17 protein-coding genes are annotated in these 20,438 nt (G+C 71.9%); 10 read left to right on the top strand and 7 right to left on the bottom strand.

All coding sequences use genetic code 11. The features are described 5' to 3' along the window. Nucleotides 1-74: 74 nt before the first annotated feature. The gene (locus IG84_RS0124855; protein WP_031061466.1) at nucleotides 75-1,457 is read right to left on the bottom strand and encodes an MFS transporter; all 1,383 of its coding nucleotides are present in this window, start codon (nucleotides 1,455-1,457) and stop codon (nucleotides 75-77) included. A 290-nt stretch (nucleotides 1,458-1,747) separates the two neighbouring features. Here IG84_RS0124855 and IG84_RS0124850 point away from each other — a divergent pair, with 290 nt between their 5' ends. Beyond that, complete coding sequence (locus IG84_RS0124850) at nucleotides 1,748-2,131, top strand: hypothetical protein (RefSeq protein WP_031061463.1); 384 nt, start codon at nucleotides 1,748-1,750, stop codon at nucleotides 2,129-2,131. A gap of 14 nt (nucleotides 2,132-2,145) precedes the next feature. Here the strand turns inward: IG84_RS0124850 and IG84_RS0124845 are convergent, their stop codons facing one another. From IG84_RS0124845 to dhaK, 4 genes are all read right to left on the bottom strand, one after another. Further along, entirely contained in the window at nucleotides 2,146-2,643 is a 498-nt protein-coding gene (locus tag IG84_RS0124845) for a MaoC family dehydratase (protein ID WP_031061460.1), read from the bottom strand. 73 nt (nucleotides 2,644-2,716) lie between these two features. Continuing rightward, nucleotides 2,717-3,145 carry a PTS-dependent dihydroxyacetone kinase phosphotransferase subunit DhaM gene (locus tag IG84_RS0124840; protein ID WP_031061458.1) on the bottom strand — a complete coding sequence of 143 codons (429 nt, stop codon included), beginning with the start codon at nucleotides 3,143-3,145 and terminating at the stop codon, nucleotides 2,717-2,719. Beyond that, a complete protein-coding gene (dhaL, locus tag IG84_RS0124835) occupies nucleotides 3,142-3,708 on the bottom strand; it encodes a dihydroxyacetone kinase subunit DhaL (RefSeq protein ID WP_031061455.1) in 567 nt (188 codons plus the stop codon). The genes IG84_RS0124840 and dhaL overlap by 4 nt, the downstream gene beginning before the upstream one ends. Nucleotides 3,709-3,869: 161 nt before the next feature. Further along, nucleotides 3,870-4,862 (bottom strand): dihydroxyacetone kinase subunit DhaK, encoded by a 993-nt coding sequence (gene dhaK, locus IG84_RS0124830; protein WP_031061451.1) that lies wholly within the window; start codon nucleotides 4,860-4,862, stop codon nucleotides 3,870-3,872. A 172-nt stretch (nucleotides 4,863-5,034) separates the two neighbouring features. On the opposite strand from dhaK, the gene IG84_RS42385 reads away from it, so the two are divergent. Beyond that, nucleotides 5,035-5,334, top strand: coding sequence for a GNAT family N-acetyltransferase (locus IG84_RS42385; protein ID WP_078649336.1), 300 nt, complete (start codon nucleotides 5,035-5,037; stop codon nucleotides 5,332-5,334). Nucleotides 5,335-5,373: 39 nt separating this feature from the next. Here IG84_RS42385 and IG84_RS0124820 read toward each other — a convergent pair whose 3' ends face one another. After that, nucleotides 5,374-6,420, bottom strand: a complete 1,047-nt coding sequence (locus IG84_RS0124820; protein ID WP_031061446.1) for an NAD(P)-dependent alcohol dehydrogenase — start codon at nucleotides 6,418-6,420, stop codon at nucleotides 5,374-5,376. Nucleotides 6,421-6,516: 96 nt separating this feature from the next. Here IG84_RS0124820 and IG84_RS0124815 point away from each other — a divergent pair, with 96 nt between their 5' ends. The 8 genes from IG84_RS0124815 to IG84_RS0124780 all read left to right on the top strand — a co-directional run bounded on the left by IG84_RS0124815 (nucleotide 6,517) and on the right by IG84_RS0124780 (nucleotide 18,718). Beyond that, nucleotides 6,517-7,332 carry an SDR family NAD(P)-dependent oxidoreductase gene (locus tag IG84_RS0124815; protein ID WP_031061443.1) on the top strand — a complete coding sequence of 272 codons (816 nt, stop codon included), beginning with the start codon at nucleotides 6,517-6,519 and terminating at the stop codon, nucleotides 7,330-7,332. 168 nt (nucleotides 7,333-7,500) lie between these two features. Then, the gene (locus IG84_RS0124810) at nucleotides 7,501-8,370 is read left to right on the top strand and encodes a branched-chain amino acid ABC transporter permease (protein ID WP_031061441.1); all 870 of its coding nucleotides are present in this window, start codon (nucleotides 7,501-7,503) and stop codon (nucleotides 8,368-8,370) included. A gap of 11 nt (nucleotides 8,371-8,381) precedes the next feature. After that, the gene (locus IG84_RS0124805; RefSeq protein WP_051862344.1) at nucleotides 8,382-10,898 is read left to right on the top strand and encodes an ATP-binding cassette domain-containing protein; all 2,517 of its coding nucleotides are present in this window, start codon (nucleotides 8,382-8,384) and stop codon (nucleotides 10,896-10,898) included. 61 nt (nucleotides 10,899-10,959) lie between these two features. Further along, on the top strand, nucleotides 10,960-12,306 hold the full coding sequence (locus IG84_RS0124800; protein WP_031061433.1) for an FAD-binding protein: 1,347 nt from the start codon (nucleotides 10,960-10,962) through the stop codon (nucleotides 12,304-12,306). Between the two features lie 43 nt (nucleotides 12,307-12,349). Beyond that, complete coding sequence (locus IG84_RS0124795; protein ID WP_031061430.1) at nucleotides 12,350-13,906, top strand: aldehyde dehydrogenase; 1,557 nt, start codon at nucleotides 12,350-12,352, stop codon at nucleotides 13,904-13,906. Nucleotides 13,907-13,974: 68 nt separating this feature from the next. Continuing rightward, the gene (locus IG84_RS0124790; protein WP_031061425.1) at nucleotides 13,975-15,126 is read left to right on the top strand and encodes an acyl-CoA dehydrogenase family protein; all 1,152 of its coding nucleotides are present in this window, start codon (nucleotides 13,975-13,977) and stop codon (nucleotides 15,124-15,126) included. Between the two features lie 34 nt (nucleotides 15,127-15,160). Beyond that, the gene (locus IG84_RS0124785; RefSeq protein ID WP_031061421.1) at nucleotides 15,161-17,134 is read left to right on the top strand and encodes an oxidoreductase; all 1,974 of its coding nucleotides are present in this window, start codon (nucleotides 15,161-15,163) and stop codon (nucleotides 17,132-17,134) included. A 45-nt stretch (nucleotides 17,135-17,179) separates the two neighbouring features. Then, entirely contained in the window at nucleotides 17,180-18,718 is a 1,539-nt protein-coding gene (locus tag IG84_RS0124780) for a GMC family oxidoreductase (protein ID WP_037800833.1), read from the top strand. Between the two features lie 34 nt (nucleotides 18,719-18,752). Here the strand turns inward: IG84_RS0124780 and IG84_RS0124775 are convergent, their stop codons facing one another. Next, nucleotides 18,753-20,432 (bottom strand): AMP-binding protein, encoded by a 1,680-nt coding sequence (locus IG84_RS0124775; protein WP_031061416.1) that lies wholly within the window; start codon nucleotides 20,430-20,432, stop codon nucleotides 18,753-18,755. Between the last annotated feature and the right edge of the window lie 6 nt (nucleotides 20,433-20,438).

Below are 20,438 nucleotides of genomic sequence, written 5' to 3'. Positions count from 1 at the left end.
GGCCGGTTATCCACAGCCCGGGGGGAGGCCGGTACACATACCGCCCCCCGGGCTCCGCCCCCGGCCCCCACCCCTCAGCCCGTCCCCGCCTCCGCCGCCCGCGCGTCCTCCTTCGCCGCTGAAGGCTCGGGGTCGATCGCCGTCAGGTCCCGCTGGCGGGTCTCCTTGGCCGCGTACAGGGCGATCAGTGTCAGCACCGCCGCGCCCATGACGTACAGGGAGATCGGCGTGGAGCTGCCGTATTCCGCCAGCAGTGCGGTGGCGATCAGCGGCGCCGGGGCGCCGGCCGCGACCGACGAGAACTGGGCGCCGATCGACGCGCCCGAGTACCGCATCCGCGTCGCGAACATCTCCGCGAAGAACGCCGCCTGCGGCGCGTACATCGCCCCGTGGAAGACCAGCCCGACACTCACCGCGAGCAGCAGCAGCCCGAAGTTCCGGCTGTCGACCAGCGCGAAGAAGGGGAAAGCCCAGGCCGCCACGCCCAGCGCCCCGATGAGGTACACCGGGCGCCGCCCGATCCGGTCCGAGAGCGCGCCCCACGCCGGGATCACCGCGAAGTGCAGTACGGAAGCGAGCAGTACGGCGTTCAGCGCGGTCTGCTGGGACACCCCGGAGTGGGTCGTGGCGTAGACCAGGACAAACGCCGTGATCACGTAGTACGAGATGTTCTCGGCCATCCGCGCGCCCATCGCGATCAGCACGTCCCGCCAGTGGTGCCGCAGGACGGCGACGAGCGGCAGCTTCTCGGCCGCGCGCTCCTCGTCCTTGCGCGCCGCCGCCTGCGCCAGCGCCGCCTTGAACACCGGCGACTCGTCCACCGACAGCCGGATCCACAGCCCGAGCAGTACCAGCACGCCCGACAGCAGGAACGGCACCCGCCAGCCCCACGACACGAACGCCGCGTCCGGGAGGAGCGCGGTGAGCGCCGCCAGTACACCGGTCGCCAGTAGCTGTCCGGCCGGCGCGCCCGTCTGTGGCCAGGACGCCCAGAAGCCGCGCCGTCGCGCGTCCCCGTGCTCGCTGACCAGCAGCACGGCGCCGCCCCACTCGCCGCCCAGCGCGAAGCCCTGGATCAGCCGCAGCAGCGTCAGCAGCAGCGGCGCAGCCGAGCCGACCGTGGCGTGCGTGGGCAGCAGCCCGATCGCGAACGTCGCGCCGCCCATCATCAGCAGGCTCAGCACCAGCAGCTTCTTGCGGCCGAGCTTGTCGCCGTAGTGACCAAAGACCAGCGCGCCGATGGGCCGTGCGACGAACCCGACCGCGTACGTCAGGAACGACAGCAGCGTCCCCACCAGCGGATCGGATTCCGGGAAGAACAGCTTGTTGAAGACCAGCGCGGCGGCCGACCCGTAGAGAAAGAAGTCGTACCACTCGACGGTGGTGCCGATCAGGCTCGCGGCGACGATGCGCCGCAGGCCGGCGGGGGTGGGTGGAACGTGCGCTGTGGCGGACATGTCTCACTCCGGACCGGGAACGGGGACGGGGAAGGCGGTGCGATGTCGCCACACGGTAGGAAGGCCTGCCCACGCCGCGTATGTGGCCGCACCCCACACTTCCCGGCCGGGGTGTGCGGCCCGCTGCCATGCCGGGCAGCACGCCCGGGAGCGCGGGGTGTTCGCCCCCGTACCGCTGGGCGAGTGACAATGCAAGGGACACCCGCCCCTTCCGGTCGCACAGGCGATGCCGCGGGGTGAGCCTGGAAGGGGACGGTATCCGCGTACGGCTCGAACAGGAAGGTTGCACAGTGGACAGCGCGCACCAGGAGACGCAGGCGGAACACGCGCAGGAGGTCACGGTCGAGTGCAGCGGATGCAGGCCGGAGGACGCAGCGGCCATCTTCGGCGCACTGCGGACGTCCTTCGCCTCCGACCGCGAGGCCGACGACGTGCCCCACGAGACGGCCGGGGCGGGACCGAGCGTATGGACCGCGACCTTCGAGGTGAAGCGGCCCCGTGACATGCCAGGACCCACCCAGCTCTCCGCCCCCTGCACGATCTCGCTGCAGGGCGGCTACCAGGCGGTGGACGAGCTGCGGAAGGCCCTGTTGCCCGCCTTCGTCGTGTCGGTCGCCGGCACGGCGGCGGGTGATCAGGAGGAGGAGGTCCAGCTGCGCCTGGAGAGCCGCTAGGACCGTGAGAACTGTCAGGACCGTGTCGGCCGGCGGGCGAAGAAGTTCATCGCCGTCAGTGTCATCACCGGTTCGCCCCGCTGGTTGAGCACCTCGATCCCCGTCCGCACGATGCCCCGGTCCGGCTTGGACCGGGACACTCGCGCGTCGAGGATCGTCGTACGGATGGACAACGCGTCCCCCGGCCGCACGGGTTGCACCCACCGCAGCTCGTCCACTCCGGGTGACGCGAGGCTCGCCACCTTGCTCACGAAGTGATCGGCGTAGAGCCGCATCATCACGGCGCTCGTGTGCCAGCCACTGGCGATCAGCCCCTTGAACGGCCCGTCCGCCGCCGCCCCGGGATCCGTGTGAAAGCTCTGCGGATCGAACCGCCGCGCGAAGTCGAGGATTTCCTCCTCGGTGAGCACGACGCTCCCGTACGTATACACAGCGCCCGGCACGTAGTCCTCGAAGTACCGATCCGTGCTCGGCGCTGCAAAGTCCGCCCCACCCGTCACCGTCGTCGTCATGTGAGCACGGTATGACGCTGCTGACGGCCCTGTCAGGCGGGTCGCGTGACAGGGCCGTCAGGTCGACTGCCGCTCACTCCTTGCGGTAGGAGTACGCCTCTCCGGCGGCCGCGGCCACCGCGTCCAGGTCCGCGCCGGCCGACGCGGTGACCACGGCGGCCACCGCGCCCTCCACGAACGGCGCGTCCACCAGGCGGGAGCCTTCGGGCAGTTCGTCGCCCTCCGCGAGCAGCGCCTTGACCGTCAGGACGGCGCTGCCCAGGTCCACCAGGACCGCCACGCCTGCGCCGCGGTCGACCGTGCGGGCCGCCTCGGTGATCAGCTCGGCGCTGGTCCCGAGGCCGCCGTCGGGAGTGCCGCCCGCCGCCGCGACCGGCGCCTTCGCGCCGCCGCCCGACAGTCCCACGGCCAGCTCGGCGACCGACTCGGCCACGGGCCCGCTGTGCGAGACCAGCACGATGCCGACCAGCGCGTCAGCGCCGCCGGCCGCCTCCGCGCTCACGCCGTCACCTCGGCGAGCGCCGCGAACAACAACGCCGAGGACGTCGCCCCCGGGTCCTGGTGCCCCTTGCTGCGCTCGCCCAGGTAACTCGCCCGGCCCTTGCGCGCCTGCAGCGGCGTGGTGTCCACCGCGCCCTTCTCGGCGGCCTCGGCGGCAGCCGCGAACGACGTGGCCAGCGCCTCGACCGCCGGGTCCAGCGCGTCCAGCATCGTCTTGTCGCCCACCGCCGAGCCGCCGAGCTGGGCCACCGCGTCGACCCCGCCGCGCAGCGCGGCGCGCAGTTCCTCGGCGGTCACGCCGGGCGCGTCGCCCAGCGCCTTGCCCGTACGGCGCAGCAGCGTCCCGTACAGCGGCCCCGAGGCGCCGCCCACGGTCGAGATCAACTGCCGCCCCGCGGTGGTCAGTACGGCACCGGGCGTCACCGGCGGCTCCGCTTCCAGGGCCTTGGCGACGGCGGTGAAGCCGCGCTGCAGATTGCTGCCGTGGTCGGCGTCGCCGATGGGGGAGTCCAGCTCGGTGAGGCGCTCGGCCTCCCGGTCCACCAGGGCGGCGGCAGCCTGCATCCAGCGGATGAAGAGCGCGGCGTCAAGGGCCGTTTCGGTCACGTGCTGCTCCTGAGATCGCGGTACGAGTACGGATACGGGTACGAGTACGAGTGCAGGTGAGAGTACGGGTGCGGAGTACGGGAAGTCGTCGGTCGTCCGGCGTCATCGATACGGGCAGGTCAGCGACCCCACCGTAGCCCGGGTGTCTGCACCGGCGCGTCCCACAGGCGCAGCACTTCCTCGTCCGCCTGGCACAGCGTCACCGAGGCGCCCGCCATGTCCAGCGACGTGACGTAGTTGCCGACGAGCGTACGGGCCACCGGCACGCCGCGCTCGCCGAGCACCCGGTGCACCTCCGCGTTGAATCCGTACAGCTCCAGCAGCGGCGTCGCGCCCATCCCGTTGACCAGTGCCAGCACCGGCCCCGCGGGCCGCCAGTCGTCCAGGATCGCGCCCACCGCCGCGTCCGCGATCTCGCCCGAGGTCATCATCGGCCGTCGCTCGCGCCCCGGCTCGCCGTGGATTCCGATCCCCAACTCCAGCTCACCGGCGGGCAGATCGAACGTCGGGCTGCCCTTCGACGGTGTCGTACAGGCGCTCAGCGCGACCCCGAAACTCCGCGAGGTCTCCACCACCTGGCGGGCGACCGCCTCGACCCGCTCCAGCGGCTGGCCCTCCTCGGCCGCCGCGCCGGCCACCTTCTCCACGAACAGCGTCGCTCCTGTCCCGCGCCGCCCCGCCGTGAACGTCGAGTCCGTCACCGCCACGTCGTCGTTGACGAGCACGGTGGCGACCTGCACGCCCTCGTCCTCCGCCAGCTCCGCGGCCATCTGGAAATTCAGCACGTCACCGGTGTAGTTCTTCACGATGAACAGCACGCCCTGGCCGCTGTCCACGGCCGCCGCGGCGCGCACCATCTGATCCGGCACGGGAGAGGTGAACACCTCGCCGGGGCACGCGGCATCCAGCATCCCGGGCCCGACGAACCCCCCGTGCAGCGGCTCGTGCCCGCTCCCACCGCCGGACACCAGCGCGACCTTTCCCGCCACCGGCGCGTCCCGCCGTACGACCACCCGTCCCTCGACATCCACCACCAGCTCCGGATGTGCCGCGCCCATCCCCCGCAAAGCGTCCGCAACCACACTCTCCGGCACATTCATCAGCATCTTCACGGGTACCTCCTGGTGAGACTAAAGCCTGGCCTCTGAGCAGTGTTTCCGCTGGTCGCGGTGGGTATGCCCGGTTCTCGATCTTGGCAGTCCAGGTCGCTCCCGAGCCGCTCAGCCTCAGTATCGACCCCATGGCGATCGAGGTCACGGAGGATGCACTCCAGGCGCGGGCCGGATGCCTCGGACGTCCACCCGTGAAAATCACGTGACGGGGGGACACCCCCACCCCTCGATGCAAAAATATGCGCCTGATGGTATATTCTTGCAATGCTGCACCGCGCCTCATGCACGGGGCAAGGGAGTGGCCCGATCGCTGATCGCGGCCGTCGCCGCGTGGGCCCAGGACAACCAGTGCTGCCGGGTCTACTGGGTCTACTGGGTCACCCACGAGTCCAACGCCACCGCCCGCCACCTCTACGACAAGGTCGCCGACTACCGCGGCTTCCTCCGCTACCAGATCGACCTGGCGAACTAGGGGCGGTCTGCTGCTCGTTGCCAGGCCGTCATCCCGGCATCAGTCGGGGATCAGTACGGCCCGTCCTCTTACCTCTCCGCGTCGGAGCTGAGCGAAGGCGTCGTCGGCGGCCGACAGTGGGAACCGTTGCGTGGAGACACGCAGTGCCCCGGCGCGGGCGAGTGCGATCACCTCGGCCAGCTCCGGCCTGGTGCCCCAGAAGGGCAGGGAGAGGCGGAAGCCCGGCGGGAGGAGGCCCGGCTTGCGCACCGTCAGGTGTCCGCCCGCGCTGCCGACGACGGCGAGTTCGCCACCCGGGCGCAGGACGGCGGTGGCGAGTTCGAGCGTCGACCGGCTGCCGACGAAGTCGAGCACGGCGTCCGCACCCGGACCGCCGCTCTGCGCGGTGAGCGTGCGGGCCGTATCCGCCTGCATCAGGGTCCCGGCGAGCGCACCCGAGCGGTGGGCGAGAGCCAGTGCCTCCTCGCGTACGTCGACAGCGAGCACCCGGCACTGCGTGGTCGCGCGCAGGATCTGGACCGCCAGATGTCCGAGCCCGCCGATCCCGATGACCACGGCGGTGGTCCCCTCGTGGAGCAGGTGCCGTAGTCCCGCCACGGCGTGATACGAGGTCAGTCCGGCGTCGGAGAGCGGAGCCGCCTGTTCGGCGGGCAGGCCGCCGATCGGCAGCAGATGGCGGGCCGACGGAACGAGGACGTGGTCGGCCATGCCACCGTCCCGGCCGAGACCCGCCCCGTGCCAGCCGAGATCGCCGCGCCGGTCACAGTAGTTGTCCCGGCCGTCGGCGCAGCGGGCGCAGGTTCCGCAGCCCCACGGGCCGTAGAGCACTACCCGCTCACCCACCGCCGGGCTGTCGGCCGCGACCTCGGGCCCGAGCCCCGCGATGTGCCCGGCGACCTCATGGCCGAGGGTGAACGGCAGCCGGTAGGGGAGAGCGCCAGGGGCCGCGTCGGCGACATGGAGATCGGAGTGGCACAGTCCGGCCGCTTCCACCCGCACCAGGACTTCGGCCCCCCGGGGCACCGGCTGCTCGACTTCGGTGAGTTCCGGGCCCCGTCCCCAGCTTCTCAGCCGTACCGCTCTCATCGCGTCCTCACGGTCACGTTTACCGCCTCGGGTCTTGCCAGTACGTCGACCGGGACGATAACAGAGGTGAAGTCAGTTCAGTAGAAGGAGAGTGCGATGACGAGTGCGGAGACGAACGGGGCAGCGCGACCCGGCCGGTTCGAGGGGCGGGTCGCGATGGTGACGGGGGCGGGCTCGGGTATCGGCGCCGCCGTCGCCCGGCAGCTGGCCGCGGAGGGGGCGCGCGTGGTGGTCCTCGCCGATATCGACGGGGAGGCCGTGGCCACTGTGGCCAAGGAATGGAGTGGTGGGCAAGCGGTCCGGCTCGACGTGGGCGACGCCGCCGCCGTCGATGCCGCCATCGACGACCTCGTACGCGAACACGGCCGGCTCGACGTCCTGGTGCATGCCGCCGGGGTCGACGACCCCGAGGCCAAGCAGCTCATCGCGGACGCGCTGGTCGAGGGGCGGCCGGCGGAGGTCACCGACCGGCTCGGCGACTCCGCCTGGCGGCGCGTCATGCGGGTCAACCTGGACGGGACCTTCCATGTCCTGCGTGCCGCGGTCCGGGTCATGCGGCCGGTGGGCGCGGGGGCGATCGTCGTCGTCGGGTCCTCGTCGGCCTTCGATGCCCCGATCGGTTATCCGCACTACGCGGCCTCCAAGGCCGGTGTGCACGCGATGAGCCAGGCCGTCGCCAAGGAGGTCGTCGCCGCCGGGATCCGGGTGAACGTGGTCGCGCCGGGGCCGACGGAGACGGGCATGGCGGCCCGGACGCCCGCCGCGCTGCGCACCGGGTTCGCCGACCCGAAGGTGCGCCCGTACGCGTCGCCGGCGGAGATCGCCGACATCGCCCTGTTCCTGGCGAGCGACGCCGCGGCGAATCTGGTCGGCGCGGTGCTGCTCGCCAATGGCGGTCGCTTCACGGCCTGAATGGCGTGACGGGCGCCGAGGCGGAGCGCGCCCAAAACAAGTCGTGCACCGGTATTGCCCGTCGGTCCCCGCGTGCCTACGGTTCATGAATTGAGTTCAGTTCGCAGTGCGCCCGTGGGCGCCGAGGTTGTCGGGTGCGTGGGTGCCCTGTGCGAGGAGACGGTCGACGTGGATCAGCTTCTGCTCGTCCTGGTGAGCGGTCTCGCCAGTGGCGCGGTGTACGGCTTGATGGGCCTCGGCCTGGTGATCATCTATCGGGCGACGGACGTGGTGAACTTCGCCCTCGCCAGCCTGTCGGTCGTCGGGCTGTACGCCGCGCTGACGCTCTACGACAGCGGCCTGCCGCTGCTGCCGGCCGCCCTGGCGGCGATCGCCGTGACCGTGGGCGTCGGCCTCACCGTGCGGGAAACGGTCATCAGGCCGCTCGCGCACGGAGAGCTGCTCTCCGCGCTGGTGATGACCATGGGGATCTCGCTGATCGCGGAGAGCGTCATCAGTACCGTCTGGGACGATCAGCCACGCCTCTTCCCGAGCCTCGTCGAGGGGTCCGTCTCCCTCGGCGGGGCAGCGATCCCGACGCAGAGCCTGCTGACGATCGCCGTGGCGGCGGTCGCCATGGCGCTGGTGGCGTATCTCTTCGGGCGTACGACGATCGGCTCCGCCATGCGCGCCGTCGCGGAGTCCGCCCACACCGCGCAGATCCTCGGCATCGGCTCGCAGCGCATCGCCCGGATCGCCTGGGCGCTCGGACTCGGCCTCGCCGCGCTCGCCGCGTTCTTGTACGCGCCCCGGGCCGGCCTGGTGCCGACCGTGCTGAGCGCGCCCCTGTTCCGCGCCTTCGCGGGGATCTTCCTCGGCGGCCTGACCAGCATGTACGGCGCTGTCATCGGCGGCCTGACAGTGGGTGTCCTGGACAACCTCGCGGCGAGCTATGTCTCGGGTGGCTACCGCGACACCTTCGTCTTCTCGTTCACCATCCTCGTGCTCCTGATCCGCCCACAGGGGCTGTTCGGCGTGCGCACGTTCCAGCGGGTCTGAGGGAGCGGTCCATGTCTTCGCCTGTGTCTGTTTCGGTTTCTGCCCTCGCACGTTCCACCGCGACGAGAGCGGCGCTCGGTCCCCTCGCCGCGCTCGTCCTCGTCCTCGTCATGCATTCCGGGGCCATCCCGCCCTACCAGGCGTACTCCGTGGGCATCGCGGCCGTGTACACCGTCCTCGCGCTGTCCGTCGGGCTGCTCGCGGGCTGGGGCGGCATCTGGTCGATCGCCCATCCCGCGCTCTTCGCGCTCGGTGCGTACTTCGCGGCGTACGGCAGCACCCACGGCTGGTCGGTGGAGGCCGTCGTGCTCGGAGCGGTCGGTTGCGCCGCGGCCCTCGGGGCGTTCCTGGGCGGCGCGGGGGCACGGTTCTCGATGCTGTACGTGGCCCTGCTGACGCTCGCGTTCACCATGGTGTCGCTGGAGGTCATGGGGCAGTGGACCAGCGTGACCGGCGGAGACCAGGGCATCCCCATGGAGAAGCTGGACAGTGCCCTCGGCCTCGGCACGCTGGCCAGCGCCGGCACGCAGGCGCAGTACATCGCCGTGGGCGCCGCCGGAATCGCCCTCGCGGCGGCCGCGCTGGCCCGGCCGAGTGCGCTGCGGATGCGGCTCGTGGCCGCCAAGTCCCATCCGGCGGCGGCCCGTTCGGTCGGGATCGCGCCGGAGGCCCAGTCCGCCCTGGCCTTCGCCGTCAGCGCCGCGTTCGCCGCGCTGGCCGGTGTGCTGCTCGCCCTGGTCGTCGGGTTCGTCAGCCCGGACCCCTTCTCGCTGACGCTGGCCATCTCGCTGATCGCCGCGTGCGTACTCGGCGGCGCGGGCACGCTGGTGGGCGCGGTCGTCGGCGGGGCCTATCTGACCTGGGCGCCCACCGCCGCCGAGAGCGCAGGGGTGCCGCAGCCGATCCTCCAGGGCGTGGTGCTCATCGGTGCGCTCCTGGTCCTGCCCGGCGGCGTGGTGCCGTTTCTGGGACGGGTGCTGCGGCGGCGTTCGACGGCGCAGGATTCGGCCGCCGCGGAGCCTGCCGAGGAGGTTCCGGAGAAGGTTCCCGAGCCGGCCGCGACCGCCGCGGAAGTGCTGCGGCTCGACGAAGTGGGCGTCACCTTCGGTGGCCTCAAGGCGCTCGAAGGCGCCTCGATGTCGGTGCGGGCCGGGGAGACCGTGGCGATCATCGGGCCGAACGGGGCGGGCAAGACGACCCTGCTGAACGTACTGTCGGGGCTCGTCGGGGGCGGACGGGCGGCGGGCAGCGCCGTCTACGGCGGCAGGTCCCTGCTGAAGATCCGCGCCACCGCACGGCACCGGCTCGGCATCGGGCGCACGTTCCAACATGCCGAGACCTTCGCCGAGTTGACGGTCCTGGAGAACGTGCTGTGCACCCGCCGCCGGAACACCGCGCGGCACCGTGCGAGAGCGGTCGAGCTTCTGGAGGGCGTCGGCCTCGCGCATGTCGCGGACCAGCTGCCGGACGAGCTGTCGTTCGGCCTCCACAAGCGCCTCGACCTGGCCAGGGCGCTCGCCGGAGAGCCCGAACTCCTCGTGCTGGACGAGCCGTTCGGTGGCCTCGACGCCCGGGAACGTACGCTCCTCGCCCATCAGATCGTGCGGCAGCAGAAGCGCGGCACGGCCGTCGTGATCATCGACCATGTCCTCGACGACCTGTTCGCCGTGGCTCACCGGGTGGTCGCCTTCGACTTCGGCAGGCCGATCGGCGAGGGCGAACCCGGCAGGATCCTCGACGACCCCCGCGTCCGCTCCTCGTACCTGGGTGAGGGCGGCACCCGCGGTGAGCTCCCGCACAGGGACGGCACCGAGCACGTCGCCGTACGCCTCGAGGAGGTCGACCACCACTACGGCGGAGTCACCGCACTGCGCGGCATCGACCTCACCGTCCCCCAGGGCAGTGTCCTCGGCATCGTCGGTGCCAACGGTGCGGGAAAGAGCACCCTGGGCCGCATCCTGCACGGCTCGCTGTCACCCACACGCGGCCGGCGCACCGCGGCCGCCGAGTTGCGGACGGCACTGGTGCCGGAAGGACGCGCCCTGTTCAAGACGCTCTCGCTCCGGGAGAACCTGGAGGTCGCCGCGTACGCGACGGGCATCAAGGGAGCGGAACTGCGGGCCCGGCTCGAACAGACCGCCCAGTGGCTCCCGCCGAGGCTGCGCGAGCGGATGGGCGTCGCCGCCGGTGGACTGTCCGGCGGCGAGCAGCAGATCCTGGCCGTCGCCCGGGCGCTGATGGCCGGGCCCGACCTGCTGATCGTCGACGAACCGGCGCTCGGCCTGTCCCCGGCGATGGTCGACGAGGTCTACGGCCGCCTCGGCGGGCTCGCCCGCGACGGCATGACGGTCGTCCTTCTCGAACAGTCCCTTGCCCGCGCCGCGGCCGCCGGCCACGAGGTGGTCGTGCTGCACGAGGGCGGTGTCGCCGTCCGCGGCGAGGCCAGCGACCCGCTCTTCCTCGCGCGCGCCGAACATGCCTACTTCGACGGACAGGACGACGCCTCTGTGGCCCCCGCACCGATGTGACCGACCGAACCCGCATTCCCGTCGCCTGACCTGCAGGAAACGAAAGGCCGGAGGAGAGCACGTGGCCACAGGAGATATCGATCTGCTGATCATCGGTGCCGGGATGGCGGGGCTGACCGCCGGGGCCCGCGCCGTCCAGGACGGCCTGTCCGTCGTGATCACCGACACCGCCACGGACGTCGGCGGCTCGGCGCGCTTCGCGGGGTACGCGTGGACCGCCCCGAGCCACGACGTCATGGACGAGCACAACCCGCACGGAGACCGTGCGCTCAAGCGCGCGCTGGTGGACCGGTTCACCGACGGCATCGCCTGGATCCGCTCCCTCGGCGTCGAGGCCAAGGACGCCCAGCGCATCCTCAGCTTCGGCCAAGGCCACCAGTTCGACACCAACCACTACGTCGACACCTGCCGGCGCCTCGTGGCCGAGGGCGGCGGTGAGCTGCTGCTGGGGACCGAGACCGACCGGTTGGTGAAGGAGCGGGGCGCCGTCGTGGGAGCGGATCTGCGGACCGCCGACGGCGCACTCCGGCGGGTCCGGGCCCGCACGACACTGCTGGCGACCGGCGGCTTCCAAGGCGATACGGAGCTGCGCACCGCACATGTGCACCCGCGCGCCGGCCGTATGCAGCTCCGCTCCAACTCCTGCAGCCGGGGCCGTGGTTACCGACTGGCGAGGGATGCGGGCGCGGCCGCCGGTGGTGACGACGCGGGCTTCTACGGGCACCTCGTCCCCACGGGCGTTCCCTTCGCCGACCCGGCCGACTTCGTCGATCTGTCGCTCTATTACAGCGAGCACGCGCTGCTCCTCAACTTGCGCGGCGAACGGTTCACCGACGAGACGCTCGGCGACCACCTCACCGCCATGGCCCTCCTCGACCAGCCCGAGAGCCGCGGCCTGCTCATCGCGGACGCCCGCGTGTTCCGTGACTGGATCGTCGGCAGTTACGTCGCAGGGGCCGTCGCCGTCGACAAGTTCGCGCTGACGAGCAAGCGAGGCGGCCGCGCGGGACTGGCCGAGGACCTCGACGAACTCGCCTTCCTGCCGGCGGAGTGGGGCTACGACGGCCCGACCGTCCGTGACGCTGTCCGGTCCTTCAACGAGTCGGCGGCGACGGCGGAATCCGTACCCGGACGAAAGCGGGACGCCCTGCCGCTGGACGAACCGCCGTACTACGTCATCGAAACGGAGCCGGCCATCACCTTCCCCTTCCACGGCGTACGGATCGACGACCGGGCGCGGGTGCTCGCGGCGGACGGCCGCCCGATCCCGGGGCTGCTCGCCGCCGGATCGGACACGGGCGGCCTGTGGCACCGCGCGTACGCGGGAGGCATCGCCTCCGCCCTTGTCTTCGGGCTCACCGCAGCGGAGACGGCCGGCGCGACGCGTGCCGGGGCCCACCGGCCATGACCTGCCCGTCCGCCTGTCCGCCCCTTGTCTTCCCGGAGGAACGATGACCCCTGTCGACCACAAAGCCTTCTTCATCGACGGAACCTGGCGGGCGGCCACCGGTTCCGACCACTTCGACGTCGTCTCACCCAGGTCCGAGCAGCGCATCGGTCGGGTCCCGGCCGCCACCGAGGGCGACATCGACGCGGCGGTCGCCGCCGCCCGGCGCGCCTTCGACGAGGGGGAGTGGCCCCGGCTCACCCCCGCACAGCGCGCCGACCACCTCACCCGGCTCGCCGAGGGCATCGAACGGCGACGCGATGAGCTCGCCGAGCTCATCACCGAAGAGCTCGGCTGCACGCTGCTCCTGTCGCAGATCTATCAGACGGTCTCTCCCGTCATGAGCCTCAACTACGCCGCCGAGGTCGGACGCACCCTGCGGACCGACGAGGTGCGCGTGAGCGACCTGTCGCCTCTCGCGGGCGCGTCGGCCGGCGGCGGCATCATCCCGATGGCGGGATCGAGCCTCGTCGTCAAGGAACCCGCCGGCGTCGTCGCCTGCTTCCCGGCCTACAACTTCGCGCTCCCGGCGATCGGGCAGAAGGCCGGACCGGCCCTCGTCGCGGGCTGCACCGTCGTCGTCAAGGTCACCGAACCCAACCCCCTCGCGCTCTTCGTCATCGGTGAGATCTGCGCGGAGACCGGCCTGCCGCCCGGCGTCCTCAACATCGTCGCCGCCCGCGCACCCGAGTCCGAGTACCTGGTCCGCCACCCCGGCGTCGACATGGTCACCTTCACCGGCTCGGTCGAGGTGGGCGCCCGGATCGCGGCTGCCTGCGGCGCACTCGTCCGGCCCTGCGTCCTGGAACTCGGCGGCAAGTCCGCGGCCATCGTCCTCGAGGACGCGAGGATCGAGGACGTCGTCCCGACCCTGGTCGGGGCGAGCGTCGGTACCAACTCCGGCCAGAGCTGCGTCGCCCAGACCCGCCTGCTCGTCCCCGAGTCCCAGTACCCGGCCTACGCGGAGGCCCTCGCCGACGCCTTCGCCTCGCTCAAGGTCGGCGATCCCTTCGAAGCCGACACGGCGCTCGGCCCGCTCATCACCTCGGCCCAGCGCGACCGCGTCGAGTACTACGTCGATGTGGCCCGGAAGGAAGGCGCGACCATCGCCTACGGAGGGCGCAGGCCGGCCGGACGCGACCGTGGCTGGTACTACGAGCCGACCCTCGTCACCGACGCGCACAACGACATGCGAGTGTCCCGCGAGGAGATCTTCGGGCCCGTCGCTTCCCTCATCCCGCACCGCGGCGAGGACGACGCCGTCCGGATCGCCAACGACAGCGAACTCGGCCTGTCGGGATCGGTGTTCACGGCGGACACGGCCCACGGCTTCGACGTCGCCCGGCGCGTGCGTACCGGCACGTTCTCCGTCAACACCTTCGCGGCCGACCTGGGTTCGCCGTTCGGCGGCTTCAAGAAGTCCGGGCTCGGGCGCGAGCACGGTCCGGACGCCGTGCAGGAGTTCCTGCTGACAAAGACGGTCTCGACGGATCCGGGCCGTGGCCTTCCGGAGCAGGTCACCCGGGGCGTGCCGCGCGGCGGCGGGCCCGGAGCCCACTGACCGGTCCTGCCGTTGCTCATCGGCCCGCCCGTCTCTCTCTTCGCCCCTGTCCCTTTCCTGGAGCTCCCGTGAACCTTCGCCACCCCGACATCGACCCCCAGCTCCTCTCGGAGACCCACGAGCAGCGTGAACTACGGTCTGTACTACGGGAGTTGTTCGCATCGGCGAGCGGGCCCGAGGACGTACGCAAGCATCAGGCCACCCCGCGCGGGCACGACGAGGCGCTGTGGACGCGGCTCGCCGGTGAGATCGGCGTCCACGGACTTGCGATCCCCGAGGAGCACGGCGGGTCGGGCTTCACCTTCGCCGAACTCGCCGTCGCCTTCGAGGAGTCGGGGCGCGCCCTCTACTGCGGGCCGCTGCTCTCCACCGTCGGCCTCGCCGCGTACGCCCTGCTCGGCAGCGGCGACCGGCAGGCGTGCGAGCGATACCTGCCGCGGATCGCCGACGGCACCTTGACCGCCACCGTGGCCGGATTCGGCGGATGTGGCGTACCCGAGGGCACCGTTCCCGCGGTCCGTGCCGAACGTGGCGCCTCCGGATGGGTGCTGCGGGGCGAAACCGACTTCGTGCTCGACGGTGCGGGTGCCGACCTGATCGTCGTACGGGCGCACACGCCGGAAGGGGCGCGGCTGTTCACGTGCGAAGCGGCCCAGGACACGTGCGTCCGGACGCCGCGCCGTGTCCTCGACGAGACGCGCCGCCAGGCACAGGTGACGTTCCGCGGAGCGCCTGCCACGGCCATGGGGGAGTCGGGCGACGTGGAATTCGCCCTCGACGCCGGGCGGGCAGCGCTCGCCGCCGAGCAACTCGGGGGCAGTGGACACGCACTGGACGCCACCGTTGAATTCGTCTCCCAGCGCGAGCAGTTCGGGCGGCCGATCGGATCCTTCCAGGCGGTCAAGCACCGGCTCGCGGACGTCCTGGTCGCGGTCGAGGCGGCGCGCTCGGCCTCCGCGTACGCGACGGCGTGCGTGGCCGCTGCGCCGGCGCAGCTTCCCGTCGCCGCCAGTGCGGCCGCCGCGGTCTGCTCGGAGACCTTCCGCCTGGCCACGGCCGAGTACGTGCAACTGCACGGCGGCATCGGCTTCACCTGGGAGCACCCGGCGCACCTGTACGTACGCCGGGCGCGCAGCAGCGCGGTGCTGTTCGGAACGGCCGACCGGCACCGGGACCGGATCGCCGGACTCATCGGCCTGGACCGCCGGCCCGCCGCCTGAGCCGGTCGAGCCGGAAGACCTGGAAGAGAGCCGCATGACGTCCCGTACCGGTACGGATACCGCCACCGCCCCCGATCTCGCCGCACCGTTCTCCCTCGGCGCCCTCACCTTGCGGAACCGGCTCGTCGCCACCGCGCACGCCACCGCCGCCGTCGCCGACGGCGCCCCCACCGAGGCCGACGCCGCCTACTGGCGGCGCCTCGCGCAGGGCGGCGCCGCCATGGTGATCACTGGCGGCACGGCCGTGGCCCCCGAATCGACCCTGCCGCAACGGTACTTGACGGAAGCATGGCGCCCCGAGATCAAGGACGCCGTACGCCGCCGCGCCGAGGCCATCACCGACGGCGGTGCCGTCGCCATCGCCCAGCTCGTGCACCTCGGCCGCGAGACGCTCGGCGCGGGCACCTACTACGCGCCGGTCTCCGCCGCGGCCGTACGCTCCCCGCGCGAGGCGAGCGCGCCGCACGCGCTCAGCACCGAAGAGGTGCGCCGGGTCGTCGAAGCGTTCCGCGTCTCGGCGGCCAACAGCGTGGCGGCCGGCTTTCACGGCATCGAACTCCACGCGGGGCACGGCTACTTGCTCGCTCAGTTCCTCTCCGGCGTCAACAACACCCGGGACGACGCATACGGCGACCGCATCGCCCTGCTCGCCCAGGTCATCGAGGCGATCCGCACCGAGATCGGTGAACTGCCGCTCGGCGTAAGGGTGTCGGTGGAGCCGGGGGAGGACTCCGGGCTCGGCCTCGACGACCTCGTCGAGCTGCTGCCGCGCCTCCGCGCCGCCGCGCCCTTCACGTACGCCAATGTCACCACCGGGGTCCGCAACACCTACGTCCCGGACATGGCCACCACCCGGCCGCCGCTCCTCGACTCCGTGACCCGGCTGCGCGCCGCGATCGAAGTCCCCCTGCTGATCAGCCAGGGATTCCGGTCGGCCACCGACATCGGACGGGCCCTGGAGGCGGGGGCCGACCTCGTCGGCATGGCGCGGCCGTTCATCGCCGACCCCGACGTCGCCCACAAGATGGTCGCCGGCGACGAGCGGGCCATCCGCCCCTGCACGGGCTGCAACGAAGGCTGCCGCACCTTCGAACCCACCGGCTCCTGCTCGGTCAACCCCGAACTCGGCCCTCCCGGCGCGCCCGCCCGCCCCGCCGTCCCACTGCTGCTGACCCGGCGCGGCCCGAGGAACGGATCGGTCGCGGTCATCGGGGCGGGCCCGGCCGGAATGGAGTGCGCGATGGGGCTCGCACGGGCGGGCCGCGAGGTGGTCGTCTTCGAGCGCGCCGCGCAGCCGGGCGGCCAGGCGCGCCTCGCCGGCCTCGCCGCACACCGCACCGGCTGGCGGGCGCTCGTCGACTTCCAGTGGGGCCGACTCGCCGACCTCGGGGTTCGCGTACTGCTCGGCACGTCACCGTCCGCGGCCGAGCTCGCTCCGTACGACCAGGTCGTGTACGCCACGGGCGCCGAGGAGGCCGAGGTCCCCATCCCCGGCGACCTGCCGACGCGCACCAGCACGGATTTCCTCGGCCGGTACGCCGACACCGTCCCGGACGCCCGCAGGGTCGCGGTCCTCGACGACGGATTCGGCTGGTGGCAGGGGGTCAGCGCGGTAGAGTCCGCGCTGGCTGCGGGGGCGAGCGAGGTCACCGTCGTCACACCCGGCACCGGATTCGCGACCGGCCTCTCGCCGGAGAACCGCACCCAGTTGATGAACCGGCTCGCCGGTGCGCCGTTGCGGGTCATCCCGATGACGACCGTGTCCTCGACGACAGCCGCCGGCGAACTGCGGCTGAGGAGCGTCCTCGACGGGCACTCGGCCGGCCTCGGCGCCGACCTCCTCGTGACCGTCGGCGAACGCCGCCCGCGCCCGCTCGACCACGTGCCCGTCGACGGGCAGACGGTCCGCGCGGTCGGCGACTGCGTCGTACCGCGCCGTATCGCACACGCCGTCGCGGAGGGACGCGCGGCGGCACAGGACGTGGCGGACGCTGAACGGGTGTCCTGACCCGGGCCGGCCCGCCGTTTCACTCCCTGACGTAAGGAGAAGGCAATGTCACGTCGCATTGTGGTCGTGGGGGGAGGCTCTGCCGGTGGCATCCTGGCCTCCCGGCTGAGCGAAGTCCCCTCGAACACCGTTACATTGATCGAGGCCGGACCCGACTACCGCACGCCCGGGGAAACCGCGCCGGAAGTCCTCGACGCCAACCGGATCGGCTTCACCACCCACGACTGGGGCTATGTCGCGACCGACGACGTCGTCGCGGCCGACGACAGCCCGACGTTCGGCATCGTGGAGCAGGGCGTCGTGCCCGTCCTGCGAGGCAAGGTCATCGGCGGCTCCTCGTCCGTCAACGGTGCCAACGCCCTGCGCCCCACCCCCGAGGACTTCGCCCGCTGGACCGCCCTCGGCAACGACCGCTGGTCCTGGGACGAGGTCCTGCCCTACCTGAAGAAGCTGGAGGACGACCCGGTCGGCGGCGACCTGCACGGCACCGGCGGGCCCGTCCACATCCAGCGCTTCACCGAGGGCGAGGGTCTGCGCCCCGTCATGGCCGCGTTCCTGGACGCGTGCGCGCAGGCCGGGCACCCGGTCCACGAGGACATGAACGGTGCACAGCGGCTCGGCGCCGGCCCCCTCCCGCTGAACCGTCTGGACGGGGTCCGCCAGAGCTCGGCCGTCGCCTATCTGGCCCCGGCACGTGAGCGGGTGAACCTCACCGTCATCGGCGAACAGACTGTCGACCGTGTGGAGTTCACCGAGGACGGGACGGCGGCCCGCGCGGCGGTCCTCGCCGACGGCACCCGCATCGAAGCCGACCTCGTCGTGCTCTCGGCCGGGTCCATCGGCAGCCCGTCGATCCTCATGCGCTCCGGCATCGGACCGCGCGGACTCCTCGACGAGCTGGGCATCCCGGTGGTGCGGGCCCTCGAAGGCGTCGGCAAGAACCTGCGCGACCACCCGATGGTGTACCTGACCTACGAGGTCGACGAGGCAGCGGTCGGCGACCTCACCCCGCCGCTGCAGGCCGTGCTCACCTTCTCCGCGGGTGGGCCCGGCAGCGGGGGCGCGGGCGACGTGGACCTGCACGCTGTGGCCCTGACCATGGAACCCGGGCAGCTCCTGGTCCCGCTCGTCGTCTACCGCCCGTACTCCCTCGGCAGCATGGAGATCGTCTCCCGGGACCCGGAGGCCGCGCCGCGCATCAGCCTCGGGCTGTTCGACCACCCCGACGACCTGCGCCGCATGGTCGCCGGCATCCGGCACATGCGCACGATCATGGAGTCGGGCCCCTTGCAGAAGTACATCAAGGCCGAGACATGGCCGGGCCCCGACGTCACCACCGACGCCGATCTGATCCGCGCGATCCGCGAGGGCAAGAACACCTGCTGCCACGCCGTGGGCACGTGTGCCATGGGCGGTGAGGGCACCGCGACGGCCGTCGTCGACCAGAGCGGAAAGGTGCACGGAGTCGAGGGCCTGTACGTCATCGACGCCTCCGTCATGCCGGACATCCCGGCCGTCCCGACCAACACGACGACCATGATGCTGGCCGAGCGTTGCGCGGACGAACTACGCGGCGGGGTCTGACAGGTGAGCGGCCGGTCCTGTGCGGCCCGGCCGCTCACCGCTCTCGTACGACGCCTTCCTCCATGGCCCGGACCGTGACACCGAGAGCCGACGCCCGATCACGCAGCCAGTCCCGCAACGCGAACTTCTTGATCTTCCCGCTGGGTGTGTACGGGAGCGAGTCGACCAGGAAGAGACTCTCCGGGAACTTCCTGGTCGCCACCTCCCGCGCGGACAGATGCTCCCTGACCTGGGCAAGCGTCAGGTCACACCCCGGCCGGGTCACGACGAACGCGCACCCCCGCTCGCCCGTCCGCTCGTCCGGCCCGGCCACGACGGCGACCTCGGCGACAGCGGGGTGTGCACCGAGGAGGTTCTCCACCTCGTGGGTGCTGATCTTCTCCCCCGAACGGTTGATGATGTCCTTGATCCGCCCCTCGATCCGCAGCGCGCCGTGCGCGTCGAACCGTGCCAGATCGCCGCTGCGGAACCAGCCGTCGGCAGTGAACGCGGCCGCGTTGAGCGTGGCGTCCAGGTAGCCGAGACAGGTGTCGGGGCCGCGCCACAGCACCTCCCCGACGACACCCGGGCCGACGGGCTCGCCCGCGTCGTCCGCGACCACGACCTCGGTGGGGGCGAGCGGTGTTCCGTCGGTGCGGAGACGGACCCCGGCGGGATCCAGGCGGCCCGAGGCGGTCACCGAGGGGCCCTCCGTCGCCCCGTACATCCGGGTCACCAGGCCGAGCCGCCGCGTGGCACGGCGCGCGAGCTCGTCGGGAATGTCCGCGCCGCCGCAGACGAGGTGGCGGACCGTCGGGGTCGTCACGTCCGACGCCTCGGCGACAGCCAGCAGATCGGTCAGGAACGGCGTCGAGAAGATCATGAAGCTCGCCCGCTCGTGCGTGATCTGCCGCAACGCGGTCTTCGGGTCCCACCGGTCGTGCAGGACGACGGGAGCGCCGAGCAGGAACGGCAGGATCAGCGCGCAGTTCACCCCGGTGACATGCGTGACCGGCGAGGGATTGAAGATCACGTCCCGTTCATTGAGCCCGAACTGCTGGACCAGTGAGGCGTTTTCGAAGCCGAGCGTGTTGTGGCTGTGCAGTGCGCCCTTGGGTGCGGCGGTCGTCCCCGACGTGTACAGGAGCAGGCACACCTGATCGGGGTCGGGATCGGGCAGGGCGCGCACGGTGGCGGCCGGGTCGGGGCCGGCCAAGGTCAGGAACTCGTCCCAGGACGTGGTCCCCTCGGCTCCGCTCCCGCCACCGACCACCACCACATCCCGCAGCCCGGGCAGTTCGGTGCGCAGCCTGCGGTACAGCTCCGGGTAGTCGAAACCCCGGTGGTCACCCGGCACGAACGCGATGTTCGTTTGGGCCTGGCCGAGGATGAAGCGCAGCTCGTGCCCGCGGTAGATGGGAACGATCGGGTTGGCGACGGCGCCCACCTTCAGCACCGCCTGGAACAGCACCACCGCTTCGGCGATGTTGGGAAGCTGGAACGAGACGACGTCGTCCTGGCCGATCCCGCGTGCATGCAGGGCCGCCGCCAGCGCCGTCGCCTGACGGTCGACGTCGGCGAACGTGAGCCGCCGGTCGCCGTCGACCACGGCGAGCGCGTCCGGCCACACGGCGGCCGCCCGCGTCAGATACCCGCCGAGCGGACGGTCCCGCCACGCTCCACGCTCCCGATAGCGCGCGGCCGACTCGGGCGCGGGCGGATGAGTGGGCCACATGCTCTC

Source organism: Streptomyces ochraceiscleroticus, assembly GCF_000720485.1.
Classification (GTDB): Bacteria; Actinomycetota; Actinomycetes; order Streptomycetales; family Streptomycetaceae; genus Streptomyces; species Streptomyces ochraceiscleroticus.
The sequence above is the reverse complement of the archived record's forward strand: the minus strand, read 5'-3'. Positions and strand labels throughout refer to the sequence as shown.

Excerpts from the sequence above, each read along its gene's own strand:
- IG84_RS0124855 (WP_031061466.1), bottom strand. The coding sequence starts at position 1,457 with ATGTCCGCCACAGCGCACGTTCCACCCACCCCCGCCGGCCTGCGGCGC.
- IG84_RS0124845 (WP_031061460.1), bottom strand. The coding sequence starts at position 2,643 with ATGACGACGACGGTGACGGGTGGGGCGGACTTTGCAGCGCCGAGCACG.
- dhaL (WP_031061455.1), bottom strand. The coding sequence starts at position 3,708 with ATGCAGGCTGCCGCCGCCCTGGTGGACCGGGAGGCCGAGCGCCTCACC.
- IG84_RS42385 (WP_078649336.1), top strand. The coding sequence starts at position 5,035 with ATGCCTCGGACGTCCACCCGTGAAAATCACGTGACGGGGGGACACCCC.
- IG84_RS0124820 (WP_031061446.1), bottom strand. The coding sequence starts at position 6,420 with ATGAGAGCGGTACGGCTGAGAAGCTGGGGACGGGGCCCGGAACTCACC.
- IG84_RS0124815 (WP_031061443.1), top strand. The coding sequence starts at position 6,517 with ATGACGAGTGCGGAGACGAACGGGGCAGCGCGACCCGGCCGGTTCGAG.
- IG84_RS0124805 (WP_051862344.1), top strand. The coding sequence starts at position 8,382 with ATGTCTTCGCCTGTGTCTGTTTCGGTTTCTGCCCTCGCACGTTCCACC.
- IG84_RS0124795 (WP_031061430.1), top strand. The coding sequence starts at position 12,350 with ATGACCCCTGTCGACCACAAAGCCTTCTTCATCGACGGAACCTGGCGG.
- IG84_RS0124785 (WP_031061421.1), top strand. The coding sequence starts at position 15,161 with ATGACGTCCCGTACCGGTACGGATACCGCCACCGCCCCCGATCTCGCC.
- IG84_RS0124780 (WP_037800833.1), top strand. The coding sequence starts at position 17,180 with ATGTCACGTCGCATTGTGGTCGTGGGGGGAGGCTCTGCCGGTGGCATC.
- IG84_RS0124775 (WP_031061416.1), bottom strand. The coding sequence starts at position 20,432 with ATGTGGCCCACTCATCCGCCCGCGCCCGAGTCGGCCGCGCGCTATCGG.